General features: G+C 69.6%; 23 protein-coding genes and 4 pseudogenes. 14 read left to right on the forward strand and 13 right to left on the reverse strand.

What is annotated here, in order from left to right; all coding sequences use genetic code 11:
- Positions 1–4: 4 nt before the first annotated feature.
- The 3 genes from QFZ76_RS16170 to QFZ76_RS51730 all read right to left on the reverse strand — a co-directional run bounded on the left by QFZ76_RS16170 (position 5) and on the right by QFZ76_RS51730 (position 2,661).
- Entirely contained in the window at positions 5–1,222 is a 1,218-nt protein-coding gene (locus QFZ76_RS16170; RefSeq protein WP_307674400.1) for an acyl-CoA dehydrogenase family protein, read from the reverse strand.
- A 39-nt stretch (positions 1,223–1,261) separates the two neighbouring features.
- On the reverse strand, positions 1,262–2,392 hold the full coding sequence (gene sfnG / locus QFZ76_RS16175) for a dimethylsulfone monooxygenase SfnG (protein ID WP_307674401.1): 1,131 nt from the start codon (positions 2,390–2,392) through the stop codon (positions 1,262–1,264).
- Between the two features lie 188 nt (positions 2,393–2,580).
- On the reverse strand, positions 2,581–2,661 hold the full coding sequence (locus QFZ76_RS51730; protein ID WP_358839838.1) for a putative leader peptide: 81 nt from the start codon (positions 2,659–2,661) through the stop codon (positions 2,581–2,583).
- A gap of 137 nt (positions 2,662–2,798) precedes the next feature.
- On the opposite strand from QFZ76_RS51730, the gene QFZ76_RS16180 reads away from it, so the two are divergent.
- Positions 2,799–3,707, forward strand: a complete 909-nt coding sequence (locus QFZ76_RS16180; RefSeq protein ID WP_307674402.1) for a LysR family transcriptional regulator — start codon at positions 2,799–2,801, stop codon at positions 3,705–3,707.
- Between the two features lie 15 nt (positions 3,708–3,722).
- Here the strand turns inward: QFZ76_RS16180 and QFZ76_RS16185 are convergent, their stop codons facing one another.
- Positions 3,723–4,682 carry an LLM class F420-dependent oxidoreductase gene (locus tag QFZ76_RS16185; protein WP_373464304.1) on the reverse strand — a complete coding sequence of 320 codons (960 nt, stop codon included), beginning with the start codon at positions 4,680–4,682 and terminating at the stop codon, positions 3,723–3,725.
- A gap of 254 nt (positions 4,683–4,936) precedes the next feature.
- Here QFZ76_RS16185 and QFZ76_RS16190 point away from each other — a divergent pair, with 254 nt between their 5' ends.
- Entirely contained in the window at positions 4,937–5,440 is a 504-nt protein-coding gene (locus tag QFZ76_RS16190) for an AAA family ATPase (protein WP_307674403.1), read from the forward strand.
- 40 nt (positions 5,441–5,480) lie between these two features.
- Here QFZ76_RS16190 and QFZ76_RS51735 read toward each other — a convergent pair.
- The 8 genes and pseudogenes from QFZ76_RS51735 to QFZ76_RS16225 form a co-directional block, all read right to left on the reverse strand.
- Positions 5,481–5,756, reverse strand: a pseudogene (locus QFZ76_RS51735) (LLM class flavin-dependent oxidoreductase); the annotation flags it as partial.
- Positions 5,757–5,895: 139 nt separating this feature from the next.
- A pseudogene (locus QFZ76_RS51740) lies at positions 5,896–6,000 on the reverse strand (hypothetical protein); the annotation flags it as partial.
- A gap of 166 nt (positions 6,001–6,166) precedes the next feature.
- On the reverse strand, positions 6,167–7,150 hold the full coding sequence (locus tag QFZ76_RS16200; protein WP_307674405.1) for an ABC transporter substrate-binding protein: 984 nt from the start codon (positions 7,148–7,150) through the stop codon (positions 6,167–6,169).
- A gap of 35 nt (positions 7,151–7,185) precedes the next feature.
- Complete coding sequence (locus QFZ76_RS16205; RefSeq protein WP_307674406.1) at positions 7,186–7,950, reverse strand: amino acid ABC transporter ATP-binding protein; 765 nt, start codon at positions 7,948–7,950, stop codon at positions 7,186–7,188.
- Positions 7,947–8,978 (reverse strand): amino acid ABC transporter permease, encoded by a 1,032-nt coding sequence (locus QFZ76_RS16210; protein ID WP_307674407.1) that lies wholly within the window; start codon positions 8,976–8,978, stop codon positions 7,947–7,949. Before QFZ76_RS16210 ends, QFZ76_RS16205 begins: the two co-directional genes overlap by 4 nt.
- A 21-nt stretch (positions 8,979–8,999) precedes the next feature.
- Positions 9,000–9,956, reverse strand: coding sequence for an ABC transporter substrate-binding protein (locus QFZ76_RS16215; protein WP_307674408.1), 957 nt, complete (start codon positions 9,954–9,956; stop codon positions 9,000–9,002).
- Complete coding sequence (locus QFZ76_RS16220; RefSeq protein WP_307674409.1) at positions 9,953–10,486, reverse strand: GNAT family N-acetyltransferase; 534 nt, start codon at positions 10,484–10,486, stop codon at positions 9,953–9,955. Before QFZ76_RS16220 ends, QFZ76_RS16215 begins: the two co-directional genes overlap by 4 nt.
- Positions 10,483–11,619: an LLM class flavin-dependent oxidoreductase gene (locus tag QFZ76_RS16225; RefSeq protein ID WP_307674410.1), complete on the reverse strand. Its 1,137-nt coding sequence runs from the start codon at positions 11,617–11,619 to the stop codon at positions 10,483–10,485. The genes QFZ76_RS16220 and QFZ76_RS16225 overlap by 4 nt, the downstream gene beginning before the upstream one ends.
- Before the next feature lie 593 nt (positions 11,620–12,212).
- Between QFZ76_RS16225 and QFZ76_RS16230 the strand changes: the two genes are divergently transcribed.
- From QFZ76_RS16230 to QFZ76_RS16280, 12 genes and pseudogenes are all read left to right on the forward strand, one after another.
- Positions 12,213–13,220 carry an amino acid ABC transporter permease gene (locus QFZ76_RS16230; protein WP_307674411.1) on the forward strand — a complete coding sequence of 336 codons (1,008 nt, stop codon included), beginning with the start codon at positions 12,213–12,215 and terminating at the stop codon, positions 13,218–13,220.
- Positions 13,217–13,667 (forward strand): annotated as a pseudogene (locus tag QFZ76_RS16235) (FAD/NAD(P)-binding protein); the annotation flags it as partial. The gene QFZ76_RS16230 and the pseudogene QFZ76_RS16235, both read left to right, overlap by 4 nt.
- A gap of 455 nt (positions 13,668–14,122) precedes the next feature.
- Positions 14,123–14,692 (forward strand): winged helix-turn-helix domain-containing protein, encoded by a 570-nt coding sequence (locus QFZ76_RS16240; protein WP_307674412.1) that lies wholly within the window; start codon positions 14,123–14,125, stop codon positions 14,690–14,692.
- 13 nt (positions 14,693–14,705) lie between these two features.
- A complete protein-coding gene (locus tag QFZ76_RS16245) occupies positions 14,706–15,941 on the forward strand; it encodes an acyl-CoA dehydrogenase family protein (protein ID WP_307674413.1) in 1,236 nt (411 codons plus the stop codon).
- A gap of 174 nt (positions 15,942–16,115) precedes the next feature.
- Complete coding sequence (locus QFZ76_RS16250) at positions 16,116–16,898, forward strand: sulfite exporter TauE/SafE family protein (protein WP_307674414.1); 783 nt, start codon at positions 16,116–16,118, stop codon at positions 16,896–16,898.
- Positions 16,899–16,981: 83 nt separating this feature from the next.
- Complete coding sequence (locus QFZ76_RS16255) at positions 16,982–17,191, forward strand: hypothetical protein (RefSeq protein ID WP_307674415.1); 210 nt, start codon at positions 16,982–16,984, stop codon at positions 17,189–17,191.
- Between the two features lie 12 nt (positions 17,192–17,203).
- On the forward strand, positions 17,204–17,620 hold the full coding sequence (locus QFZ76_RS16260; protein ID WP_307674416.1) for a TauD/TfdA family dioxygenase: 417 nt from the start codon (positions 17,204–17,206) through the stop codon (positions 17,618–17,620).
- The gene (locus QFZ76_RS16265) at positions 17,542–18,000 is read left to right on the forward strand and encodes an Rrf2 family transcriptional regulator (protein ID WP_307674417.1); all 459 of its coding nucleotides are present in this window, start codon (positions 17,542–17,544) and stop codon (positions 17,998–18,000) included. Before QFZ76_RS16260 ends, QFZ76_RS16265 begins: the two co-directional genes overlap by 79 nt.
- A gap of 127 nt (positions 18,001–18,127) precedes the next feature.
- Positions 18,128–18,229 (forward strand): putative leader peptide, encoded by a 102-nt coding sequence (locus tag QFZ76_RS51745; protein ID WP_373464518.1) that lies wholly within the window; start codon positions 18,128–18,130, stop codon positions 18,227–18,229.
- Positions 18,230–18,424: 195 nt separating this feature from the next.
- Complete coding sequence (locus QFZ76_RS16270; RefSeq protein ID WP_307674418.1) at positions 18,425–19,531, forward strand: aliphatic sulfonate ABC transporter substrate-binding protein; 1,107 nt, start codon at positions 18,425–18,427, stop codon at positions 19,529–19,531.
- 30 nt (positions 19,532–19,561) lie between these two features.
- A pseudogene (locus QFZ76_RS16275) lies at positions 19,562–19,934 on the forward strand (ATP-binding cassette domain-containing protein); the annotation flags it as partial.
- A gap of 55 nt (positions 19,935–19,989) precedes the next feature.
- A complete protein-coding gene (locus QFZ76_RS16280) occupies positions 19,990–20,838 on the forward strand; it encodes an ABC transporter permease (protein ID WP_373464305.1) in 849 nt (282 codons plus the stop codon).
- A gap of 92 nt (positions 20,839–20,930) precedes the next feature.
- Here QFZ76_RS16280 and QFZ76_RS16285 read toward each other — a convergent pair whose 3' ends face one another.
- Positions 20,931–22,253, reverse strand: coding sequence for an IS110 family transposase (locus QFZ76_RS16285; protein WP_307674419.1), 1,323 nt, complete (start codon positions 22,251–22,253; stop codon positions 20,931–20,933).
- Between the last annotated feature and the right edge of the window lie 404 nt (positions 22,254–22,657).

Here is a 22,657-nt window from a genome sequence, read left to right on the forward strand (position 1 = left end):
CCTTTCAGGAGTACCAGGTCGGCTGCGGCAGTTCGCCGGTGAGGACGTGGCGGCCGATCTCGCGGCGCTTGTAGGCCACCGGGTCGTGGAGCGTGTGGGTGCGGACGTTGCGCCAGAAACGGTCGAGGCCCTCGGCGGAGGCGGTGGCGCGGGCGCCGGTCACCTCGAAGATCCGGTTGGTGACCTCCAGGGCCACGTCGGTGGCGCGGGCCTTCACCGCGGCCACCCGCACCTCGAACTCGCCGCGGGCCTGCTCGGTGACCGCGTCCGGGGCGTCGTGCAGTTTCTGGCCCTCGACGGCCACGGCGTCGGCCAGCGCTTCGGCGGCCCACAGCTTGGCGGTGAGGTCGCCGTAGGTGTCGATGACGTACGGCTCGTCCACGGCGTGCTCCTGACCGCCGTGCAGCCAGGCGCGGGACTTGGTCCGGGTGTAGGTGACGGCGGTCTCCAGGGCGCCGGCGGCGATGCCGAGGTAGAAGTTGACGAAGACGAGCTGGATGGTAGGCACGTTCAGGGTGTTGTAGATGCGCGGCTGGAACTGCTTGTCCACGTAGCCCGCCGCGGCCGACCAGGGGACGCGTACGGCGTCGATGGTGACGCCGCCGCTCTCGGTCAGGCGCTGGCCGATGTTGTCCCAGTCGTCGTGGAAGGTCAGGCCCTCGCTGTCGGACGGGACGATGGCGAAGACGTGGTCGTCGGTGCCCTCCAGGACGCCTTCGAGGACGGTGACGTCGGAGACCTTGCTGCCGGTGGAGAAGGACTTGCGTCCGGTGAAGGTGAGGGTGTCGCCCTCGTCCTTCACCGTCACGTCCTCGTCGCGCGGATTGACCGCGCCGCCGAAGAACCACTGATTGCGGGCGGCCTCGGCCTCCACGTGCTCCCACTGTTCGCGGGTGGCGACCAGACGGGCGGCCCAGTTCCACAGATAGTGGTAGCCGAGCAGCTGGCCGATGGAGCCGTCGGCCTTGGCGACCTCGCGGACGACGCGGTAGGCGGTGGGCCAGTCCTGGCCCGCGCCCCCGTGCTCGACGGGGCCGAGGAGGGTGACCAGGCCGGAGTCCTTCAGCAGCTGGACCTCGGCGTACGGGGTGGCCGCGGCCTTGTCGCGGGCGGCGGCGTCGGTGGCGAGGACGGCGGCGACCTCTGCGGCGCGGGCGATCCAGTCCTGGGCGGTCCGCGGGGCGGGGGCGGTCTTCCAGTCGGCCGGTGCGGCGGTGCTCATGGTGAAGTCCCTTCGTCTTGGGTACGGGTGCGGGTGCGGTCAGGCGCGGGCGGCGGCGACGGGCTCCGACTCGGCTTCCTGTGCCTCCAGTTCGCGCACGAGAGGGAGCACGCGCTTGCCGAAGTACTCGACCTCCTCCAGGTAGTGCAGGAAGCCGAGAAGGACGAGGTCGACGCCGAGCCGCTTGTAGGCGACGATCCGCTCGGCGATCTGCTCGGGCGTGCCGATCAGGCCCGTACGGAAGCCGTCGTTGTACTGGACCAGGTCCTCGAAGCTGGAGTCCTGCCACATGCCCTTGCCGTCGGCGGTGGACGGGCCGGCCTGCTGGACGGCGCCGCGGAAGCCGTGGACCGCCTCGGTGTTGGCCTTGGCGACGATCTCGCGGAGCGTGTCGCGGGCCTCGGCCTCGGTGTCACGGGCGATGAGGAAACCGTTGAGGCCGAACTTCGGTGCCGCACGGCCCACTCGGGCGGCCGAGGCGCGGACGTCGTTGATCTGCTCGGTGACGCCGTCGAAGTCCTTGCCGTTGCTGAAGTACCAGTCGGAGACGCGGCCCGCCATGGCTCGGGCGGCGGTGGAGTTGCCGCCCTGGAAGATCTCCGGGTGCGGGCGCTCGGGGGTGTTCAGCGGCTTGGGCTTGAGGGAGAAGTCGCGCAACCGGTAGAAGTCACCGGCGAGTTCGGTGTGGTCCTCGGTCCAGATTTTGCGCAGGGCGCTGATGAACTCCTCCGAGCGCCGGTAGCGCTCGTCGTGCTCCAGCCAGGGCTCGCCGAGGGCGGTGAACTCGCCCTTGAACCAGCCGCTGACGACGTTGACGGCGAAGCGGCCGTTCGACAAGTGGTCGGCGGTGGCGCCGAGTTTGGCGAGGACGCCGGGGTGCCACAGGCCTGGGTGGACGGCGGCGATGACCTTGAGCCGCTGGGTGGCGAGCAGCAGGGCGAGGCTGAAGCTGGTCGACTCGTGCTGGAACTCGGCGCCGTAGCTGGCCATGTAGCGGACCTGGCTGAGGGCGTAGTCGAAGCCGTTGTTCTCGGCGAGGACGGCGAGTTCGCGGTTGTAGTCGTAGCCCCAGTCGGTGCGCTGCTCGATGGTGCTGGTGACCAGGCCGCCGCTGACGTTCGGCACCCAGTAGGCGAATCGGACGGGATCGGGTCCAGGAGATGCGGGCATGGAAACTCCAGGCGGGAGAATGCTGCTGCGGGCAGGACGAATGAGCTCCTGGGGAATTCAGGCACGCTGGAGCGGCGTTCCCGGGAAAGTCGTCATCGCGACAGAAATCGACCGGGATCGGAATTCACAGAAGGAGATCGCAGACGGAGCGAGTGTGAGGGTTTCCCTCGGAGGCTCAGCTGGTGCGCTCAGGCCCGACAGCGACAGCAGGAGCTGGAGACACGCGCGAGGTCGACGTGGCGTCGACGCGTGAGGTCCTGTCGCTTCATGTCACCGATAGAACCAGTGGAGAGTCCTGCCGGTCAAGAATTCCTGGCCGTGATTCCACATCCTGAGAGTCGGTATTCATGAGGTTGTGACAGGGTTTCCCTTGAACTCGCCACGGGACGGGCGCCAGTCTCCTGTCGTGCGCATCGAACAGCTGGAATACATCGCCGCCGTCACCCGGTTCGGTTCGCTACGGCGCGCCGCGGAGGAACTGCATCTGTCCCAGCCCGCGCTCAGCGAGACCGTCCGCAATCTGGAGCGCGAGCTGGGCGTGGATCTGCTGGAGCGCAAGCGGTCCGGGGCGAAGATCAGCGACGAGGGCCGGGAGCTGCTGCCGCACATCATGAGTGTGCTGGACGCTGTCGACCGGCTGCGCGGCGCGGCCGACGACCAGCACCGCGTCAGCCGCATGGTCCGGCTCGGCACGGTCAACACGGCCACTGTCCCGCTGGTCATCCCGACCGTGCGTGAGTTCCGGGCCGCACACCCGGTCACGCAGGTCGAGTTGGTGGGCGTGCAACAGAGCGAGATCCACCGTGGGCTGCTGGAGGGCGCGTTCGACCTGGGGCTGGTGAACTACCTCCGGGGCGACGACATGCCGCCCGGCTTCGAGACCACCGAGCTCCTGCGCGGCCGCCCCGTGGTGTGCGTGCGCCCTGACAGTCCGCTGGCGGCCCTGGATGCGGTGGACACGGACAGCCTCCTGGCCGAGCCGCTGGTCGTCATGCGGTCCGGCTATGTCATGCATCGTTTCCTGCACCGTCTGCTCCGCGGCCGGACACCGGTCTTCTCGTACTCCACCGATGGCGCGGAGATGGGCAAGCTGATGGTCGCCGAGGGACTGGGCGCCACGGTGCTGCCGGACTTCAGCGTGGTCGGCGACCCGCTGGAACGGCGAGGCACGATCACCGTGCGGCCGCTCGCGGAGGACGGAACCGAGGTACTGCTGGTCCTGCAGCGCCGGCATTCCGGTTCCGTCCCCAAGGCCGTCCGCGATCTGCACGAGCTGTTCGTGCGCAACGCCCGTGCGTACCGGGCCGCTTCGTGATGGAGGTCCTGTGCCTCAGCTGTTCGCCAGCTCCCCGAGCAGCTTCCAGGTGCGGCGCCGGTCCGCCTCACCTCCCAGGTCGGTCGCGGTGAACACCACCTCCGTCGCCCCGGCCTCGCGGTAACGCCGCACCTCGGCGGCGACGGTCTCCTCGTCGCCGATCACGGCCAGATCGGCGGCCCGGGTGCCGCCGGAGAGCCCGATGACGCGCTGGTAGGAAGGGAACTGCTCGTAGAACGCGAGCTTCTCGGTCGCGGTCTCCCGCACGGCCTCGGCGTCCGCGGTGACCACGCCGGGGACGAACGCCACGATGCGCGGCGCCGGCCGGCCCGCCGACTGTGCCGCGGCGGTGACGGCCGGGACGATGTGCTCGGCCAGGGCACGCGGCCCGGCCAGCAACGGAAGGATTCCGTCCGCGAGTTCGCCGGAGACGCGCAGCGCCTGCGGCGCCATGGCGGCAACCAGGATCGGCACCGGCGGCTCGGCGCCCGGCACCGCCGCCGGCAGCGGTGTGGTGGCTGTCAGCAGCTCGCCGTGGAAGTCGGCGCTGCCCGTCTCCACCAGCTGGCGCAGGGCGGTGAGGAACTCCCGGAGCCGGGCGATGGGGCGCTCGTACGGGATGCCGAAGCCGGTCTCGGTCAGGTTCTTGGTGCCGAGCGCGAGCCCGAGGTGGTAACGGCCGCCGGTCGCGGCCTGGGCCGTCTGGGCCTGACTGGAGACCAGCAGCGGATGGCGGCCGAAGACGGGGATCGCGGCGGTCCCGACATGCAGCCCGGGCACCTCGCGGCCGACGATCGCGGCAAGTGACGGAGAGTCGTACGAGAAGGTCTGCCCGAACCACGCGGAACGCAGTCCAGCCTCGTGGGCCTCCCTCGCGAGCTGCACCGTCGTGTCGATCCGGTGCTGGTAAGCGGTCGAGTAGAGCGTCACTCCGATGGTCATACACAGGGCAACCGGCATGCGCGCGACGGGCATTCCTGTCTGCGTATGACAAGCTCGTGGCGGCCTCGTAACGGACGGTACCGCGCCCCGGCGAGGTGTCACCGTCGCAGTACCGGACGACCGGTGGGCGGGCGCTGCCGAGCACCGGGCCGGCCCGGAGGCGAGTTCGGTGCGAGCAGCACGCGGTCGGCGCAGGACACCGGCCTGGCGTATTGATATGACGGCCACGCAAATCGTTCGCCGGGGCGGCAAGCACCTCCCGCGGCAGGTGACGGAGGAATGATCCCGTGCTCATCGTCATGGGCGGCCTGCCCGGTGCCGGGAAGACCACGCTCGCCCGTCTCCTGGCGGCCCGGATCGGTGCGGTCCACCTGCGGGTCGACACCATCGAGCAGGCGATCGTCCGTTCCGGGACGGCCCGGCACCCGGTCGGTCCCGTGGGGTACGCCGTCGGTTACGCCTTGGCCGAGGAGCATCTGGGGCAGGGGCTGACCGTGATCGCGGAATCCGTCAATCCGCTGAGCGTGACGCGTGCCGCCTGGCGTGCCACGGCCCTCGGTGCGGGTGTGCCGGTCGTCGAGGTGGAAGTGATGTGCTCCGATCCGGCGGAGCACCGGCGCCGCGTGACCTCGCGGTCGGTCGACATTCCGGATCTGCCCCTGCCGGACTGGCAGCAGGTCGTCGATCGGGAGTACGAGCCGTGGGACCGCGAGCGCGTCGTCGTCGACACCGCGGGACAGAGCCCGCAGCAGTCACTGGCTGTGCTCCTCCGTGGCCTCGAACCGCGCTGACCGAGACGTGGCGGCTGCGCGGCGCGCGGCCTCGAAGGAGTCACCCGCGGCGGCGCCATTCCTCCGCGAGCAGTTCGTACGACCGGACCCGGTCGGCGTGGTCGTGAGTGATCGTCGTGATGAGCAACTCGTCCGCACCGGTGGCCTCTTGGAGCTGTTCCAGCTGGTCGGCCACCCGGGCCGGTGAGCCGACGAACTGGGTGTCGACGCGGTCCTGTACGAGGACGCGGTCCGCGTCGCTCCACGCGTGGGCGCGCGCCTCCTCGGGTGTCGGGAACGCGATGGCGCCTTCGGCGGTGCGGATGCTGCGGACCCGCAGGAGAGGGATCGTCGTCCGGCGGCGCAGAGTGAAGGCGATCGACTCGTACAGCCGAATCGCCCTCGGTTGGTCGCGGTGGCGTGCAGGAAAGGGTGTCACCACGGTCGCGGACACCCGCCGCGACGGCACGTACGAGTCGGGTCGCCAGGCCACGGCCACGGTGCGCCGGGTCGGTGCAGACGGCGCTGGTCTCCGTCCGCCGGGCACCCGTAGCCTCCCCCAGCCTTCGGAGTGCCCCCATCTCGCTTCGCTCGGCAAAGCAAGCGGGCGTGTGGGTTGGCCAGTGCGGCCCAGACAGCGTTGTCCAGGACGCGCGTGCTCCGGATGCGAAGACGGGCCGGGGCGGTCGCGCCTCGCACGGGGCAGATGAGGGCGCGGAGGCCGTGCGTCTCCGCGCCCTGGACCGGCTACTTGTTGGTCTTGGGCAGGCCGGGCGGGTTGATCTCCGACTTGGTCACGGCCTCGTCGGACAGGCCCCAGCGCCCCAGCACCTTCGCGTACGTCCCGTTGTCGATGATGTGGTTGAGGGCGTCGGCGAGCGGCTTGACCAGGCCGCTGTCCTTCTTGGTCGTTGCGGCGATGAGGCCCTGGAGGGTGGCACCGGCGCCGGAGTAGGTCCCGACGACCTCGGTCTTGCCGGTGGTGGCCGCGTGGTAGGCGGCGGTGGGGTTGGGGCCGAGGTAGAGGTCGATGCGGCCGGACTGGAGGGCGAGGTAGGTGTCGCTGTCGTTCTGGTAGTACTTGATGTTCACCGGCTTTCGGCCGGCCTTCTCGTTCTCCTTGCTCCACTCGATGAGCAGTTTCTCCTGGTTGGTGCCGCTGCCCACGGCGACCGTCCTGCCCGCCACGTCCTCGGGTCCGGTGATCTTCAGGCCGCTGCCCTTCTTCGCCTCGAAGCCCAGGTTGTCCTCGCGGTAGGTGGCGAAGTCGTACTTCTCCTTGCGTTCCTCGGTGACCGTGATGTTGCTGAGGCCGGCGTCGTACTTGGCGCTGTCGAGGCCGACGAAGATGTTCTCCCAGGAGACGGTGTTGATGTGCGGCTTGAGGCCGAGGACGTTTGCGACCAGGTAGGCGATGTCGGGCTCAACGCCGATGACGGTCTTGTTGTCGGTGGCGTGGAAGGTCAGCGGCGCGGCGGAGCCGGACGAGGCGACCAGCTCCAGGGTGCCTCTCTTGCGAATCTTCTCCGGGACCTCGGCGGCTATGGAGTCGACCTTGCCGGTGGTGATGCGGTTCTGGTCGGCGCTGATGTTGATCTTCGTCTTGGCGCCCGACGTGTCCGCGACCTCGGTGGTGCCGCCGTCGGTGGGGTTGCTGCAGGCGGCGAGGACAAGGGCGGTGGCGAGTCCGAGCGCGGCTGCGGTGGTACGGCGGGCGAGGGTGGTGGACACGGTCGTTCTCCTTGTGTGAAACGGGTGAGGGGCGGTCAGAGGACCTTGGAGAGGAAAGCGCGGGTGCGCTCGTGGTGCGGGTCGTCCAGGACGGCCGCGGGCGGCCCCTGCTCGACGACGACTCCGCCGTCCATGAACACCACGGTGTCGGCGACCTCACGGGCGAAGCCGATCTCGTGGGTCACGACGATCATGGTGGTGCCGGTGCCGGCCAAGTCCTTGATGACGTCGAGGACTTCACCGACCAGCTCCGGGTCCAGCGCGGAGGTGGGCTCGTCGAAGAGCAGCACCTTCGGTTCGAGGGCGAGCGCGCGGGCGATGGCCACCCGCTGCTGCTGTCCGCCGGAGAGCTGGCGCGGGTAGGCGTCGGCCTTGTCGGTGAGGCCGACCCGGTCGAGGAGCCGGCGGGCGGTCTCCTCCGCCTCCTTGCGCGGCCGACGCAGCGCGGAGACAGGCGCCTCGATCAGGTTCTCCAGCACGGTCAAATGCGGAAAGAGGTTGAAGTTCTGGAAGACGAACCCGATATGGGTGCGCTGCTTCAGAACGTCCTTCTCCTTGAGCTCGTGCAGCTTGCCCCCGGCGCGGCGGTAGCCGATGAGCTCGCCGTCGATGCTGATCCAGCCGCGATTGACCTTCTCCAGGTGGTTGATGGTGCGCAGCAGCGTGGACTTGCCGGAGCCGGACGGGCCGAGGATCACGGTGACCTCGCCGGCGCGCACCCTCAGGTCGACGCCGCGCAGCACCTCCAGCGGGCCGAAGCTCTTGTGGACGCCGTGCACGTCCACCATCACCTGACTCATCGGCTGTCTCCCAGGGGTCCAGTGGTCTTCAGGGGTACGACGGGCTGGTTGCGCTGGGCCGCGGCCGCGCGCAGGGTGCGCACGAAGCGCCGGGCGCGCTGGAACGGGGTGGGCGGCGGGGTGCGGTTGGCGCCCCGGGCGTAGCGGCGCTCCACGTAGTACTGGGCGACCGACAGCAGGGAGGTGAGGACGACGTACCAGGCGGTGGCGACCAGCAGCAGCGGGATCACGCGGCCGGTGCGGCCGTAGATGACCTGCACCTGGTAGAAGAGCTCGCCGATGGACATCACGTAGACCACCGAGGTGCCCTTCAGCAGGCCGATGATCTCGTTGCCGGCCGTGGGCAGGATGGCGCGCATGGCCTGCGGCAGCACGATCCGGCGGATCTGCCGCAGCCGAGGGATGCCCAGGGCGGCGGCTGCCTCCAGTTGCCCGTGGTCGACCGAGATGACGCCGCCCCGGACGATCTCGGCGGCGTAGGCGGCCTGATGCAGCGTCAGCCCGATGATCGCGGCACCCATGGTGCCGATGACGCTGTTGCTGTCGACGGACCAGAACACCGGGCCGAAGGGGATGCCGAAGCCCAACCTCTCGTACAGCGCGCTGAGGTTGAACCAGAACACCAGCTGGACGATCATCGGGATCGACCGGAAGATCCAGATGTAGGTCCAGGCGACGGTCTGCAGCACCGGGCTGCGCGACAGCCGCATGAAGGCCAGCACGGTGCCGAGGAGGAAGCCCAGCACGGTGGCGTACGCGGTGAGCTGGAGGGTCACCCACACCGCCTGCACGATCGTCTCGGACAGGACGTAGTCGCGGAAGACACCCCATTCCCACACAGGGTTGTTCGCCAGTCCGTGCACGAACTGGGCGACCAGCACGATCACGGCCAGGGCCGCCGCCCACCGGGCGTAGTGGCGGGCGGGGACGACCTTGAGAGAGGCCGGATCGTCGGGGGCGGGTGGTGCTTCGGGGCGGGTGCCCAAAGAGGCCGCGCCGGGCGGGGCGGCGTCGGTGGTGGATGCCATGGTGATGTCCCTGCTCGACTCTTACGTGTGTTCAGGCGGGTTGATCCGCGACGTCTCGATCGCGGAGGCGGAGGTGCCCCACTTCTTGAGGATCCGGGCGTAGGTGCCGTCCTTGATCAGCTCATTGACGGCGGCCTGGAAGGCCTTGGTGAGCGGGGAACCCTTCTTGAAGGCGAAGCCGACGTCGAGGCGGTGGAACTCACCGAGGAAGGCGGTCTGCGACGCGGACTGTGCCGCCTGGTACCGCAGGCCGTTGATCGTCGACATGATCACGTCGATCCGGCCCTGCTGGAGCGCGGTGAGAGTCGCCGCGTTCTCTGAGTAGACCTTCACGTCGTACGGCTTCTTGCCCGCCTTCGCGCACACCCCCTTCTGCGCGGTGAGGGTCGCCTCGAAGGTGGTGCCGGCGCCGGTACCGATGGTCAGCCCGCACAGTTGCGTGAGGTCGGTGACCTTGTCGCCGAGCGCCGTGTTGCCCTTCTTCACCGCGAAGCCCTGGCCGTCGTTGACATAGGTGACGAAATCGATGGTCTTCAGGCGCTCGGTGGTGACCCCGAAGTTGCCGGTGCCGAAGTCGTACTTGCCACTTCCGAGGGCGGGCAGGATCGTCTCGAAGGACGCGTCCTGCCGCTCCAGCTCGACGCCGAGGACCTTGGCCACCGCGTCGGCGAGGTCGATGTCCTGACCTGCGGGCGCCTTGTCCGTACCGTTCGGGTAGTAGGCCCCCGGCGGGAACCCGATCGAGCTTCCGACGCGCAGCGTGCCCGCCTTGCGCACGTCCGCGGGCAGCAGGGCGGCGACGGAATCCACCGTGCGTACGGCGGCGACCGGGTCGTCGGTCGGCGCGGGAGAGGCCTGAGCTCCCACCGCCGCCGTGCCGTCGGTGTCACCGGAGCCGCAGGCGGTCAGCGCCAGCAACGGCAGCAGCGCGAGGACGGCGGCGCTGCGCAGGCGGCTTCTGATCCCGGGGAGATTCACAGGTCGGTGGCCTTTCCGGTGTGCGCGGTGACAGGGAGGTGCTTCTCGAACGGCAGCGGGCCGATGGATTCCGGATCGGCCCCGGTGTCGAACAGCGGCGTGTACCCGGTGGCCAGGTACAGAGCGCGGGCCTCCGGCTGGCGGGGCCCGGTGGTCAGGTAGATCCGCCGGTAGCCGCGGGCACTCGCCTCGCGCTCCAGCTCGGCGATCACGCGGCGGGCGAGGCCGCGGCGGCGGCGGGCGGAGTGGGTCCAGATCCGCTTCAGTTCGGCCGTGGCCTCGTCGTAACGGCGGAAGGCACCGCCCGCGACGGGATCACCGCGCTCCAGCAGCAGGAGGAGCAGACCGCCGTACGACTCGGTGAACTCGTCGTCGGGATAGCGGGAGATCTCGGCGTGTGCGTCCTTGCCGTAGCGCGTCGAGTACTCGTGGCCGAGTTCGCGCAGTAGGGGTCTCACGCGCGGGTCGGAGACCGGAACATGAATGACCGTCAACTCTGCTGAAGACGGTGGTTGGGCTACGGAAGTCACTCGCCCACCGCCGCGAGGTTCTGCGTGCCGCGCGCCACTCGTTCCGCGTCGCGTTTGGCGACCTCTTCGCGGACGATCGGGATCACGTACCGGCCGAAGTCGATGGCGTCACCCAGCAGGTCGTAGCCGCGTGCGGAGAGGATGTCGACGCCGAGGTCGTAGTAGTCGAGGAGCGCCTGGGCAACCGTCTCCGGGGTGCCGACCAGGGCGTTGGAGTTGCCCGCGCCTCCGGTCGCGGCGGCGGTCGGGGTCCACAGGGCGCGGTCATAGCGCTCGCCCGACTCGGCGATGGCGAGCAGCCGCTGCGAGCCAGTGTTTTGAGGCTCTGCGTGCCCGTTGTGGCGCTTGGTGATCGCCTCGCCGCGCTCCTTGCGGGCCTTGATCGCGCCGACCGTGCGGTGGGCCTTCGCCCAGGCCAGCTCCTCGGTCGGGGCGATGATCGGGCGGAACGCGACCTGGACACGGGGGACGTCGGTGCGCCCCGCGGCCTTCGCGGCGGCCTTCACGTTCTCGATCTGCTCGGCGGTCTTCGCCAGGGGCTCGCCCCACAGGCAGTAGATGTCGGCCTCGGCGCCTCCGGCGGCGTACGCGGCAGGGGACGAGCCGCCGAACGAAACGTTGGGGCGGGGCTGTTGGACGGGGAAGACATCGCTGACGAAGTCGTGGAAGCGGTAGTGCTCGCCCTCGTGGTCGAAGTGCTCGTGGGTGGTCCAGATCTTCTTGATGATCCGGATGTACTCCCGGGTGCGGTCGTAGCGCTCGTCCTTGGTGAGCGTGTCGCCCTCGCGGCCCTGCTCGTGGTCGTTGCCGCCGGTGATGAAGTGCACGGTCAGCCGGCCCTCGCTGATCTGGTCGAGGGTGGCGAAGGTCTTGGCGGCGAAGGTGGGGTACGAGACGTTGGGCCGGTGGGCCAGCAGGATCTGGAGGCGGTCCAGCCTGCTCGCGATGTACGCGGCGGCCGGTGCGGGGTCCGGCGAGCCGGAGCCGTAGGCGAACAGCACCCGGTCCCAGCCGTGGTCCTCGTGTGCTCGGGCGAGCCGGAGCGTGTACTCCTTGTCGAAGGCGGCGCCGGAGCGCGCTGTGGTTTCTGAGCCGTCATTGGTGGCGGCGATGCCGAGGAATTCCACGGGCATGGGAGTGGCCTTTCGGAAGCGACCGCACGCAGGCATGGCGGAAACGGCTGTGCGTGGAGGCGTGGGTGACGGACCGTCAGAAGGACAGGTCGGTGCAGGCGTGACGACGCCGGGTGTCGAGAGAAGCAGCGGTGCGGCAGCGCGCGCAAAGAGGCAAATCGGCCCGCGACGGGGTTACCGAGGGAGGGAAGGGCCGGTCAGACGGCCCGCTGCCGAGTCAGGCGCAACACGCCGCGGACCACACCCGACCGAAGTCGATGTGATCGCGCGAGACCAAGCGCTGCTGGGCATTCATGCGACCAATTGAGCAGCCCATCGCGCTGTTCGTCAAGCAGCGCCCGGATGCCGGACCACCTCGGCCGCCCCTCCCACGCGTTGTTGACACATCCGTGCTGTGGGCACATACGATCGATAGCGGATCGGCTCCGCCCCGCGCGGCGGCCTCTCCGGCCGCGTTGAGGGACGCGGCGAATGTGACGACGCCGAACCCCGGCCGCACCGTATCCGCGTAGCGCCTGTGACGCTGCGTTCCCCTACGAGTGCCACCGGGTGGTCATCCACGCCTGCGATCCCCTCCCCCGGAGAGCCTCCCGATGGTCACGCCTTTCGATGTCACATCCGTCCCTGCCACGAAGCCCCCGGAGCGCGCGGGTGCCGCCGACCCCGACCTGCCGCGGATCGTGCCACGCCGGCATATCGGCCGCTGGGCGACCGCTGCCGCCACACTGCTGGTCTTCGCGATGGTGCTCAACTCCGTCGTCCGCAACCAGGCTTTCCAATGGGACGTGGTGGGGCGGTACTTCACCACCGCCGCCGTACTCGACGGACTGCTGCTGACGCTGTGGCTGACCGGTGCGGTGATGGTGCTCGGTTTCCTGCTCGGCACCGTCCTGGCGGTGATGCGGCTGTCGGGCAACCCGGTGCTGCGTACGCTGAGTTGGGGCTACGTGTGGATCTTCCGGTCCACCCCGCTGCTGGTGCAGCTGCTGTTCTGGTTCAACATCGGCGCCCTGTACCCGACGCTCGGGCTCGGCATCCCTTTCGGCCCGGAGTTCGTCACCGTCAAGACGGTCAACCTGCTCGGGCCCACCCTGACCGCCGTCGTCGGACTGACCCTGCACGAGACGGCCTACGCCGCCGAGGTGGTGCGCGGCGGCATCCTCTCCGTCGACTCCGGCCAGACCGAGGCCGCCCAGGCGCTCGGCCTGAGCAGGCACCGTACCCTGCGCCGAATCGTCGTCCCCCAGGCAATGCGCTCCATCGTGCCGACCGCCGGGAACATGCTGATAGGCACCCTCAAGGGCACCAGCATCGTCAGCGTGCTGGCCGTGCACGACCTGCTGTACTCGGTGCAGCTGATCTACAACCAGACCTACCAGGTCATCCCGCTGCTGATGGTCGCCACGCTCTGGTACATCGCGGTCACCAGCGTGCTCAGCGCGGGCCAGTACTACGTCGAGCGGTACTACGCACGCGGCAACTCCCGCGCGCTGCCGCCAACTCCGCTGCAGCGGCTGGGCGGTCGCCTGTCTGCCGTACGCACCCGACTGAGCACGGCGACGGCCGCCGATGCCCCCGCCGCGATCGGCGGTGACCGGTGAGCAGCGCCCCCTCCACGGCCGTCCTGGTTCTCGTCGGCGCGGGACCGCGCGCCACCGGCCTGCCGGAGCGCATAGCGGTCCAATGCCCCCGAACTCTGGGACGGCAGGCGGCAGTTGCGCATCCACCCGGTCGACCCGCACCCGCCCGGTTCCGGCCGGATCCGGCGGCACGAGCAGTCGCCGCTGTTGCGGATGAACTCCATGGCCGAGGACGTCACCATGTTCACCGACGAGTTTTCCACGATCGACGGTCCCGTACGGCCGGGCCCTTCCCTCGCCGAGTGGGCCTCCCAGTTGTCCGGCGGGGGTGCACGTCACGCGCCGTACGCCGAGCCCGCCGACCCTGACGTGCTCGCCGAACCGCGCACTCCGAGCGGCACCGACTTCGCCCCCCTTCGCGCCCAGAGCGCCTACCTGGACCGGGTGTTCCGCCGGGCGCCGGCGGAACCACACCGTCTCCCCTGCTGACTGCCACCTCATCGACCCCGCCTTCGGTGGCCCTCATCCCCGCCGCATCGCCCTCGGCGCCCCCACCAACAGCCGGGCCGTCGCCGCCTTCGCCCGCCCCCTCCCCCCGCACACACCAACGCCCCGGCCTTCCGCCAGAACGACGCGGTCGCTCTCAGGCTGTGAGACCTTCCCCACTTTTCCTATCGAATTACTAGGGAAACCTTGACGGTATCCAGCGCGGATGCGCAGCATGATGAACATGTCCCGCAAGCAGCAACGACTCGTTCGTCGTCGGCATGTCGACTTTGGTCACGTCGTCAGCGCCGCCTGCTGTCAGGCATAAGGCACGCGGCTCGCACGTTCGCCCGTGCCACTCCGCTCCCCCTTCCAGGCGATCAGGCGAATACACAACTGCGTCTGACGGCCCGACACACTTCTGAGGGACAACCGCCATGACCACGGCACTTCCGGCCCAGGCCACTCCAAACGATCAGCCGCTTTCCGACACGCGCCGACTTCGCCTGGTGGGCGATACCGCGCAGAGCGGTGCCAAGGGACACTCGCCCGCGCCGCTCGTCGGCTATCTCGTGCTCGTCCCCGAGGGCACCGATCCCGCCGAACTCTTCGTCAAGGACAGGCAGGGGCCTGAGATCCGACCGATCGCCGCCGCGGACTCGAACCTTGTCCGGCGCACGGGAGACGACGTCGTCCGCATCGATACCGCACGTCATGTCGCCGAGGTGGACGGTCATGAACTCGACCTGACCTACCTGGAGTTCGCGCTGCTGGCGCATCTCGTTCTGCATCCTCACCACGTCCATTCGCGCGATCAGCTGGTGGCCGCCGTCTGGGGCTACGCCCACATCGGCGACGGCCGCACCGTGGATGTCCACATCGCCCGCCTGCGCCGCAAGCTGGGCGAGGCCCACCGGCACCGGATCGTCACCGTGCGGCGCGTGGGCTACAAGTACGTGCCCGACCAGCAGCAGAGCCCCAACGCCGCGCTCCGCGGCCGACCTTGAGGAGACCACTTCCATGGGCCTTGCCTCCGCGCCGCCCGCCCCCACCTCGCCATCGGACCGGACCGGGCCCGGCCATGCGCACTGGCTGCGCGTGGCCCGCGAGGCGGCGGACGACCTGGCCACGGACACGGTGACCAGGGAGCAGGCAGGCAAGGCTCCGTTCGACGAGGTGTCCCGGCTGCGCGAGGCGGGACTGCTGACGCTTCTGGGGCCGGCCGAGTCCGGAGGAGGCGGCGCGGACTGGCCCACGGCCTACGCGGTCGTCCGGGAGGTCGCTGCGGCCGACGGCTCGATCGGTCAACTGCTCGGCTGTCACTACTTCCTGTCGTGGAGCGCCCAGTTCTTCGCCGAGCCCATTCTGGCGGCGCGGACAGAGCAGCGGTCCGCGGCTGAAGAGTGGTGTTGGGGTGGCGGCTTCGCCCGTCAGGAGCCTCCTCTGATGCTGGCCAGGACCTCCCGTGGCCTGGTGCTGGATGGTCGGCAGAGCTATACCACCGGGGTCCTGGTCGCCGACCGCCTCGCCGTGCGCGCCGTGCGGGAGGACACAGGTGAACCACTCGCCATCGCGGTGGATCCCACCCGTCGCGGTGTTCGGATCGACGGTGACGTCGACACCTTCGGCCAACGGCTCGCGGCCGGCGGCAGCGTGGAGTTCGACGACGTATCGGTCGCTGCTGACGACGTACTCGGCCCCCTGTCCGCGGACACGGACGAGGACTTCCTGTCGCCCCGGGCCGCCCTGGCATCGCCGGCCGGGCATCTCGTCTCCGTCCAGCTCCTGCTCGGCATGGCCGAGGGAGTGCTCGCCGAAGCCCGTGAGTACAGCAGGGCGGGCCAGGCTCCCTCGCACCCCGCCTGGCCGGTCGGCACTGCCCACGACCCACTGGTGTTGACCGCCTACGGAGAACTCACCGTCCTCACCCGGTCCGCGTCCGCACTCGCCGATCAAGCGATGGAAGCCGTGCAGGGCGCGCTGGCACTCGGCGAGGACCTCGCCTATGACGAGTACGCGGACGTCTCCGCCCTCGTGGCCATGGCCGAAGCCGCTGCCTCCAGAGCCGCGCAGGAGTGCACCACCCGCGCCCTCGACATCATCGGTCCCCGCTCCACCTCCGCGCGGCTGGGCTTGGACCGCTTCTGGCGCAATGCCCGAACCCACACCTTGAACGAGCCCGTCGCCCACCGGCTCCGCGATGTCGGGGACTACTTCCTCAATGGCGCCCACCCTCCGTTCGTCCTGCCCGCCTGACCGGAGGCGGTGAGGGCGGGGACAGAATCCGCAGACCTACTCCGCAGCCCCCCATGCCTGAGCCGGCCGACCTGATGCCAGGGCCCCTCGCTGCTGGGATGCACAGCGAACCCTGCGCCGGGCAGCGGGACCCCGGCGGCGATACTGGCCGGACGTTCGATTCAGGGAGCTGCCGTGACATGGTCAACGGGGCTGGTCGGGCTGGCCGCCGGCCTGCTGATAGCCGTGGCGACCGCGCCGGTGGGGGTTTCGGGCGCGGTGTTCCTGCTGCCGGTGCAGTTGAGCGTACTCGGCGTACCCAGCCCGGCGGTCACACCCACCAATCTGCTGTACAACGTGGTGGCCGGGCCCGGCGCCCTGCTGCGCTACCACCGCGCGGGCCTGCTGCACGGCCCGCTGACGCGCCGCCTGGTGACCGGCACTCTGCCCGGGGTGGTCATCGGCGCCGTGGTACGGGTCTTCGCCGTGCCGGGGGCCACCGCCTTCCGCCTCCTGGTCGCCGCTCTCCTGATGCCGCTGGGCCTGTGGCTCATCGGGCGGACCCTCCGGCCCGCCCGGCCGACCTCGGCCGCCGAACCCTCTCCCCGGGCCGTCACCGGACTGGCCCTGGTCGTCGGGGTCATCGGCGGGATCTACGGGATCGGCGGCGGGTCCATCATCGGCCCCATCCTGGTCGGCCAGGGCATGCCCGTCGCCCGGGTGGCACCGGCCGCCCTCGCCTCCACTTTCGCCACCTCCGTGGCCGGCGCCGCGACCTTCGCACTGCTGGCCCTGACCGGATCCGGCGACATCGCCCCTGACTGGCACCTCGGCCTCGCCTGCGGTCTCGGCGGACTGATCGGCGGCTACCTCGGGGCACATCTGCAACCTCACCTGCCCGAGACCGCACTGCGCCTCCTGCTCGGAGCCCTGGCCACCCTCCTCGGCGCCCTCTACGCCGCGCAGTCCCTGCGCTGACGGCCAGGGCCCGGCACAGACTCCCTTCCGGCGCGGTCGCCGGGGCCAGGGAGCACCGGCGCCAGGCCGGGCAGCCGTATCGGGTGCGCGCCGGGGCGGTCGTCCTGGCCACGGGCGGCTGCGCGTCCCTCAGCGGCGCGCTGGGCTGCAACGTCAACACCGGCGACGGTGCGCTGCTCGCCGCCGAGGTGGGCGCGGAGCTGTCCGGAAGGGAGTTCTCCAACGCGTACGGCATCGCCCTCCGAGGGCACCTCGGCCTCGCCCAGAGCATCGTGGGCCTCGGCCCCCTCTGACTCCCGCGACCTGTGCGCATCTTCAAGTCCTACGTCACCCGCCCCGAGGACATCGTGCGTGTGTCCTGGACGCCGGGCGACCTCGTCCTGTTCCACAACCGCATCACCGAGCACTACGCCCCCGACGACTACGGCGACCTCCCGCGCCTGCTGCACCGGGTGACCGTCGCGAGCGACGTCCCGGCCGGTGTCGACGGCACCCTCAGCCACGTCATCGAGGGCGACGACGCCTCCCACTACACCCCGGCCTCGGCCCGAGGCCCACGGCCGCCGGACAGGGGACACCGGCCCCCTGCCCGGCGGCCCGCCCGAAGTGGATGCCGACCGAAGTCTTACGGGATAATGAGCGCATGCGGATCTCAGCCAGGGCCGACTACGCGGTACGCGCCGCACTGCAGCTCGCCGCGTCACGGGACGACGCGCCGCTGAAGGCCGAGGCCATCGCCGACGCCCAGGACATCCCGCACAAGTTCCTCGAAAGCATCCTGAACGACATGCGCCGGGGCGGCCTCGTACTCAGCCAGCGCGGCGGCAACGGCGGCTACCGGCTGGCCAAACCCGCCGAGTCCATCAGCATCGCCGACGTCATCCGCGTCGTGGACGGACCCCTGGTCTCGGTGCGCGGGGTCCGCCCGCCGGACCTGTCCTACACCGGCCCCGCCGAGTCACTGCTCCCCCTGTGGGTCGCACTGCGGTCCAACGTGCGCGAGATCCTTGAGGGCGTGTCACTCGCCGACGTCGCAGCCGCCCGGCTGCCCGCCGACGTGTCCGCGCTGACCGAGACCCCGAGCGCCTGGGCCAACCCCTGACACACTGGGCCATCTCGAAGAGCGAGATGGCTACGTCCACCATGCGAGCACCCTCTTGGGGTGGGCGCCACCTTCTGCCACGATCCCTATCAGCCAGGTAGGAAAACTAGGGATCTGTGGGGTGGCCATGAGAACGCTCGACCGCGCAGACCTGTCACTTCCCCTGCTGACCTCGCGCCGCCACATCGACCTCGGCCGCACGTCCAGTGCCATCTGCCGGCCGGTCTGAGACCGTCCGCAGAGCACCTTTCGGCCGGCAGCGCCACTCGCGCGCCACTCATCCCCGCACACCGCCGCTCGGGAACCCACAGCAGCATTCCAGCCGCCGAGGGCCTTCGCGCGGAGTGCCGGCGCACGTCCATGGGCTTCCGCCTCGTGCTTTCCTCACCTCCCTGATCAACTCTTTCCCTGAGAGGACACCTCCGTGTCTGCCGCAAGACCGCTCGCCACCCTGCGCACCTTCGCCGTCATAGCAGCGCTTCCCCTCCTGCTCACCGCCTGCGGCTACGGATCCGACGCCACTGACGACAGCAAGCAGACCGAGGTCGCGGCGGACGCCAAGAAGCTCTCCGCCGACGAGGTGAAGATCGGCTACTTCCCCAACCTCACGCACGCCACCGCCCTGGTGGGCGTCCAGGAGGGCCTGCTCCAGAAGGAGCTCGGCGGCACCACGATCAAGGCCTCGACCTTCAACGCCGGCCCCTCCGAGATCGAGGCGCTGAACGCCCGGTCCATCGACATCGGCTGGATCGGCCCGTCCCCGGCGATCAACGGCTACACCAAGTCGGGCGGCAAGAACCTGCGCATCATCGGCGGTTCCGCCTCCGGTGGTGTGAAGCTCGTGGTCAACCCGGCGAAGATCAAGTCCCTGGACGACGTCAAGGGCAAGAAGATCGCGACGCCCCAACTCGGCAATACCCAGGACGTGGCGTTCCTCAACTGGATCGCGGAGCAGGGCTGGAAGGTCGACGCGGAGAGCGGCGGGGGCGATGTCTCCGTCGTCCGTACGGACAACAAGGTCACCCCGGACGCCTACAAGTCCGGCTCCATCGACGGCGCGTGGGTGCCGGAGCCGACCGCGTCCAAGCTGGTCGCCGAGGGCGGCAAGGTGCTGCTCGACGAGGCCGACCTGTGGCCGGACAAGAAGTTCGTGATCACGAACATCATCGTGCGGCAGGACTTCCTCAAGGAGCACCCGGACGTCGTCGAGGCCGTGCTGCGCGGCTCGGTGAAGACCAACGAGTGGATCAACGCCAACCCGGACAAGGCCAAGGCCTCCGCCAACAAGGCTCTTGAGGAGCTGTCGGGCAAGGCGCTGCCCGCCGAGGTCATCGACCCGGCTTGGAAGTCGATCACCTTCCTGGACGACCCGCTGGCCTCGACCCTCAACACCGAGGCGGACCACGCGGTCAAGGCCGGCCTCCTGGAGAAGCCCGACCTGAAGGGCATTTACAACCTCAGGCCGCTCAACAAGGTCCTCAAGGCCGAGGGCAAGGACGAGGTCGACGACGCCGGCCTCGGCGCCGAGTAACGACCACCGCACCCGAAGGACCCCCAGAAGATGACGGCCATGGCCACGACGACGGCCACGACGGCCAAGGACGCCACGGCGGCGACGTACGCCGCCCGGATCGAGCACGTCTCGAAGTCCTTTTCCGCGCCGGGCACGCCCGGCGGACAGCGGCTCGTGCTGGACGACATCACGCTCGATGTCGCACCGGGCGAGTTTGTCACCCTCCTGGGGGCCTCCGGCTGCGGCAAGTCCACCCTGCTCAACCTGGTCGCCGGACTCGACCTGCCCTCCACCGGCTCGACCGGCACGGACGGCCGACCCGTCCTGATGTTCCAGGAGCACACGCTGTTCCGTGGCTGACCGCGGGTAAGAACGTCGAACTCGCCCTGAGCTCAGGGGCGTTCCCAAGGCCGTACGCCGCTGCGCGCGAGACACTGATCCGCGAGGTACTGCCACCTGTCACCGCGATCGCGCTGGTGCTGGTGGTCTGGCAGCTACTGGTATGGGCCGAGGTCGCCCCCGACTACAAACTGGCCTCGCCGTCCGAGGTATGGGGCGAGGTACGCGAGGCCTGGCTCCAGGGAACGCTCCTCGACTACATCTGGACGTCCGTCTCACGCGGTCTGCTCGGCTTCCTGCTGGCACTCGCCATCGGTACGCCGCTCGGACTGCTGGTCGCCCGGGTGAAGTTCGTCCGGGCGGCCATCGGCCCCATCCTGTCCGGTCTGCAGTCGCTGCCGTCGGTGGCCTGGGTGCCGCCCGACGTGCCGTGGCTGGGCCTGAACAACTCGATGATGTACGCCGTGATCCTGCTCGGCGCGGTCCCGTCCATCGCCAACGGCCTCGTCGCGGGCATCGACCAGATCCCGCCGCTGTTCCTGCGCGCCGGGCGCACCCTGGGCGCGACCGGGCTGCGCGAGGCCTGGCACATCGTGATGCCCGGGGCGCTCCCCGGCTATCTGGCGGGCCTGAAGCAGGGCTGGGCGTTCTCCTGGCGGTCGCTGATGGCCGCCGAGATCATCGTCTCCTCACCCGATCTCGGCGTCGGTCTCGGCCAGTTGCTGGAGAACGGCCGCAACAACGGCAGCATGCCACAGGTGTTCCTGGCCATCTTCCTCATCCGGAGGCATCACCCCGCCGCGGGGCCGGTTCTGCTGTGTGCGGTGGGGCGGCCTTGGCCGCACCGGTTCAGAGCGCGATCGGCGGCCCCGAGGCAGGCGTCACAGTCAGCAGTTGAACGGGCATCCTCAGGCAATTGCAGGAGTCCCAAGAGTGCGCACGCTCACCGTTCTCGTCTGCGGTCAACAGGCAGACCGACTCCCTGACGAGCCCTGAACGGAAAATCCAGGATCCTGAGGGCATGCGGGAGCGTCCGGCCGGTGCCGGACGGACGCTCGGGTTGGTTCGGGTCAGGCAGTCAGAGGCCTGGGGCGAGGGTGACTTGGTGTCCGAGCGCGGTCAGTTGACGGACCAGGTCGCGGGTGCGCCGGGCCGGGTCGATCAGACGCTGGTGGTGATCGGAGCCGAGCTCTTGGTACTCGGTCTCGGGGTTGTTGATGAGGTGCCAGATGATGACCAGGATCGATCGGGCGACGGCGACCAGGGCCTTCTTGTGGCCACGGCGTTTGACGATTCTCCGGTAGCGGGAACCGAGGAAGGTGTCGGTGCGGGAGGCGGCCATCGCCGCCTCGCCGAGGGCGCCCTTGAGCCAGGGGTTGCCCTTGCCGGTGCGGCCGAAGGACTGCTTGGCTCCGGACTGCACGGTGCGTGGGCATAGCCTCGCCCACGACGCGAGATGGTCCGGGGTGGGAAATACCCGCATGTCCGGGCCGAGTTCGGCCAGCAGGATCTGTGCGGTGGCCGGACCGACGCCCGGGATGGCGTCCAGTCGCTTCACCAGCCCCGGCCCCGGCCTGCTGCTGTCACCGTCGTCGCCGGCATCGGGGCAGTCGGGTCCGGGCAAGTCCCTGATCGCGTTGGTGATCCGGGCGGACAGCCTGTCGATCTGGGCGGTCAGGTGGTCGATGGTGTCCAGCAGCGTGCGGCACAAGAACGCGTGATGCTCCTCGAACTGCCCCGTGAGCGCCTGCGTCAGGGCGTCCTTCTTCGCGGTCATCTTGCCCTTGGCCATCTGGGCCAGGAATCGCGGGTCCCGCTGGCCGCCGATCATTGCCTCCATCATGGCCCGCCCGGACACCCCGAAGATGTCGGTGGCCACGGTGGACAGCTTGACCTGGGCGTCTTCCAGCAGCTTCTCGACGCGCTGCTTGTGCCGGGTCCGTTCCTCGGTCAGGACGGTGCGGGTACGGGTCAGATCACGAAGCTGCCGGACCGGCTTGGGCGGGACGAACGAAGGTCGCAGCATCCCGCGCTCGGTCAGCTTGGCGAGCCAGATCGCGTCCAGCTTGTCGGTCTTGGGGCGGCCGGGGACGTTCTTCACGTCACGAGCGTTGACCAGCCAGCACTCCAGCCCTCGCGCCTCCAGCAGGAAGAAGAACACCTTCCAGTACGCCCCGGTGGCCTCCATCACCACCCGGGTCACGCCCTGACACAGCAAGCGGTCCCCTAGCTCAAGGACCGCGTTCGTGGTCGCCGCGACGTTCCAGACCTCCTGCACGCGCCGGCCTTCCCGGGTCGGGTGCGGCAGCCGCATGCACACCATGCCCGACGTCTTCGCCACGTCGATCGCGGCGACCCTCTCCACCAGGCCCTCGGCCGTCTCGAGCTCCGCAGCCTCCATACCCACCCCTTTCATGCCGGGACCGACAGGCAGCGGCCGCCCGGGAGCGGGAGGGGAGAGCGGGAGTCTGAACGGCGTGCTCGTGGCAACAGTGCATGGCCCCTCGGGCCGACTCCGGCATCAGACTTTCACGCGGGCTCCCGGCCCAAGGCTCGGTCGACGTCGACGGACGGCCGCCGCTCTCAATTTTCACGCCTCCAAGGCGTCACCGTAGGGACATGGGGACTTTTACGAAAGCATTTCCGCCTGACAGAAGCCGCCTCGCACGGCGGTCCCAGCCCTCAGGACCCTGATCCCAACCACGGCACGCGGGGCGGCGATGCCACGCCGACAGGAACGGGAACCCGCATGCCTCGCATGACTGCCTCCTGCCAGGAACCAGTGGTTGGCGGCAGGTTCGAGTC

The organism is Streptomyces sp. V4I2, assembly GCF_030817655.1.
Lineage (GTDB): Bacteria > Actinomycetota > Actinomycetes > Streptomycetales > Streptomycetaceae > Streptomyces > Streptomyces plumbiresistens.

Coding starts and splice junctions, on each gene's coding strand:
- QFZ76_RS16210 (WP_307674407.1), bottom strand. CDS start 8,978: ATGGCATCCACCACCGACGCCGCCCCGCCCGGCGCGGCCTCTTTGGGC.
- QFZ76_RS16185 (WP_373464304.1), bottom strand. CDS start 4,682: ATGCCCGTCGCGCGCATGCCGGTTGCCCTGTGTATGACCATCGGAGTG.
- sfnG (WP_307674401.1), bottom strand. CDS start 2,392: ATGCCCGCATCTCCTGGACCCGATCCCGTCCGATTCGCCTACTGGGTG.
- QFZ76_RS16230 (WP_307674411.1), top strand. CDS start 12,213: ATGGTCACGCCTTTCGATGTCACATCCGTCCCTGCCACGAAGCCCCCG.
- QFZ76_RS16245 (WP_307674413.1), top strand. CDS start 14,706: ATGGGCCTTGCCTCCGCGCCGCCCGCCCCCACCTCGCCATCGGACCGG.
- QFZ76_RS51730 (WP_358839838.1), bottom strand. CDS start 2,661: ATGAAGCGACAGGACCTCACGCGTCGACGCCACGTCGACCTCGCGCGT.
- QFZ76_RS51745 (WP_373464518.1), top strand. CDS start 18,128: ATGAGAACGCTCGACCGCGCAGACCTGTCACTTCCCCTGCTGACCTCG.
- QFZ76_RS16265 (WP_307674417.1), top strand. CDS start 17,542: ATGCGGATCTCAGCCAGGGCCGACTACGCGGTACGCGCCGCACTGCAG.
- QFZ76_RS16225 (WP_307674410.1), bottom strand. CDS start 11,619: ATGCCCGTGGAATTCCTCGGCATCGCCGCCACCAATGACGGCTCAGAA.
- QFZ76_RS16170 (WP_307674400.1), bottom strand. CDS start 1,222: ATGAGCACCGCCGCACCGGCCGACTGGAAGACCGCCCCCGCCCCGCGG.
- QFZ76_RS16285 (WP_307674419.1), bottom strand. CDS start 22,253: ATGGAGGCTGCGGAGCTCGAGACGGCCGAGGGCCTGGTGGAGAGGGTC.
- QFZ76_RS16240 (WP_307674412.1), top strand. CDS start 14,123: ATGACCACGGCACTTCCGGCCCAGGCCACTCCAAACGATCAGCCGCTT.
- QFZ76_RS16205 (WP_307674406.1), bottom strand. CDS start 7,950: ATGAGTCAGGTGATGGTGGACGTGCACGGCGTCCACAAGAGCTTCGGC.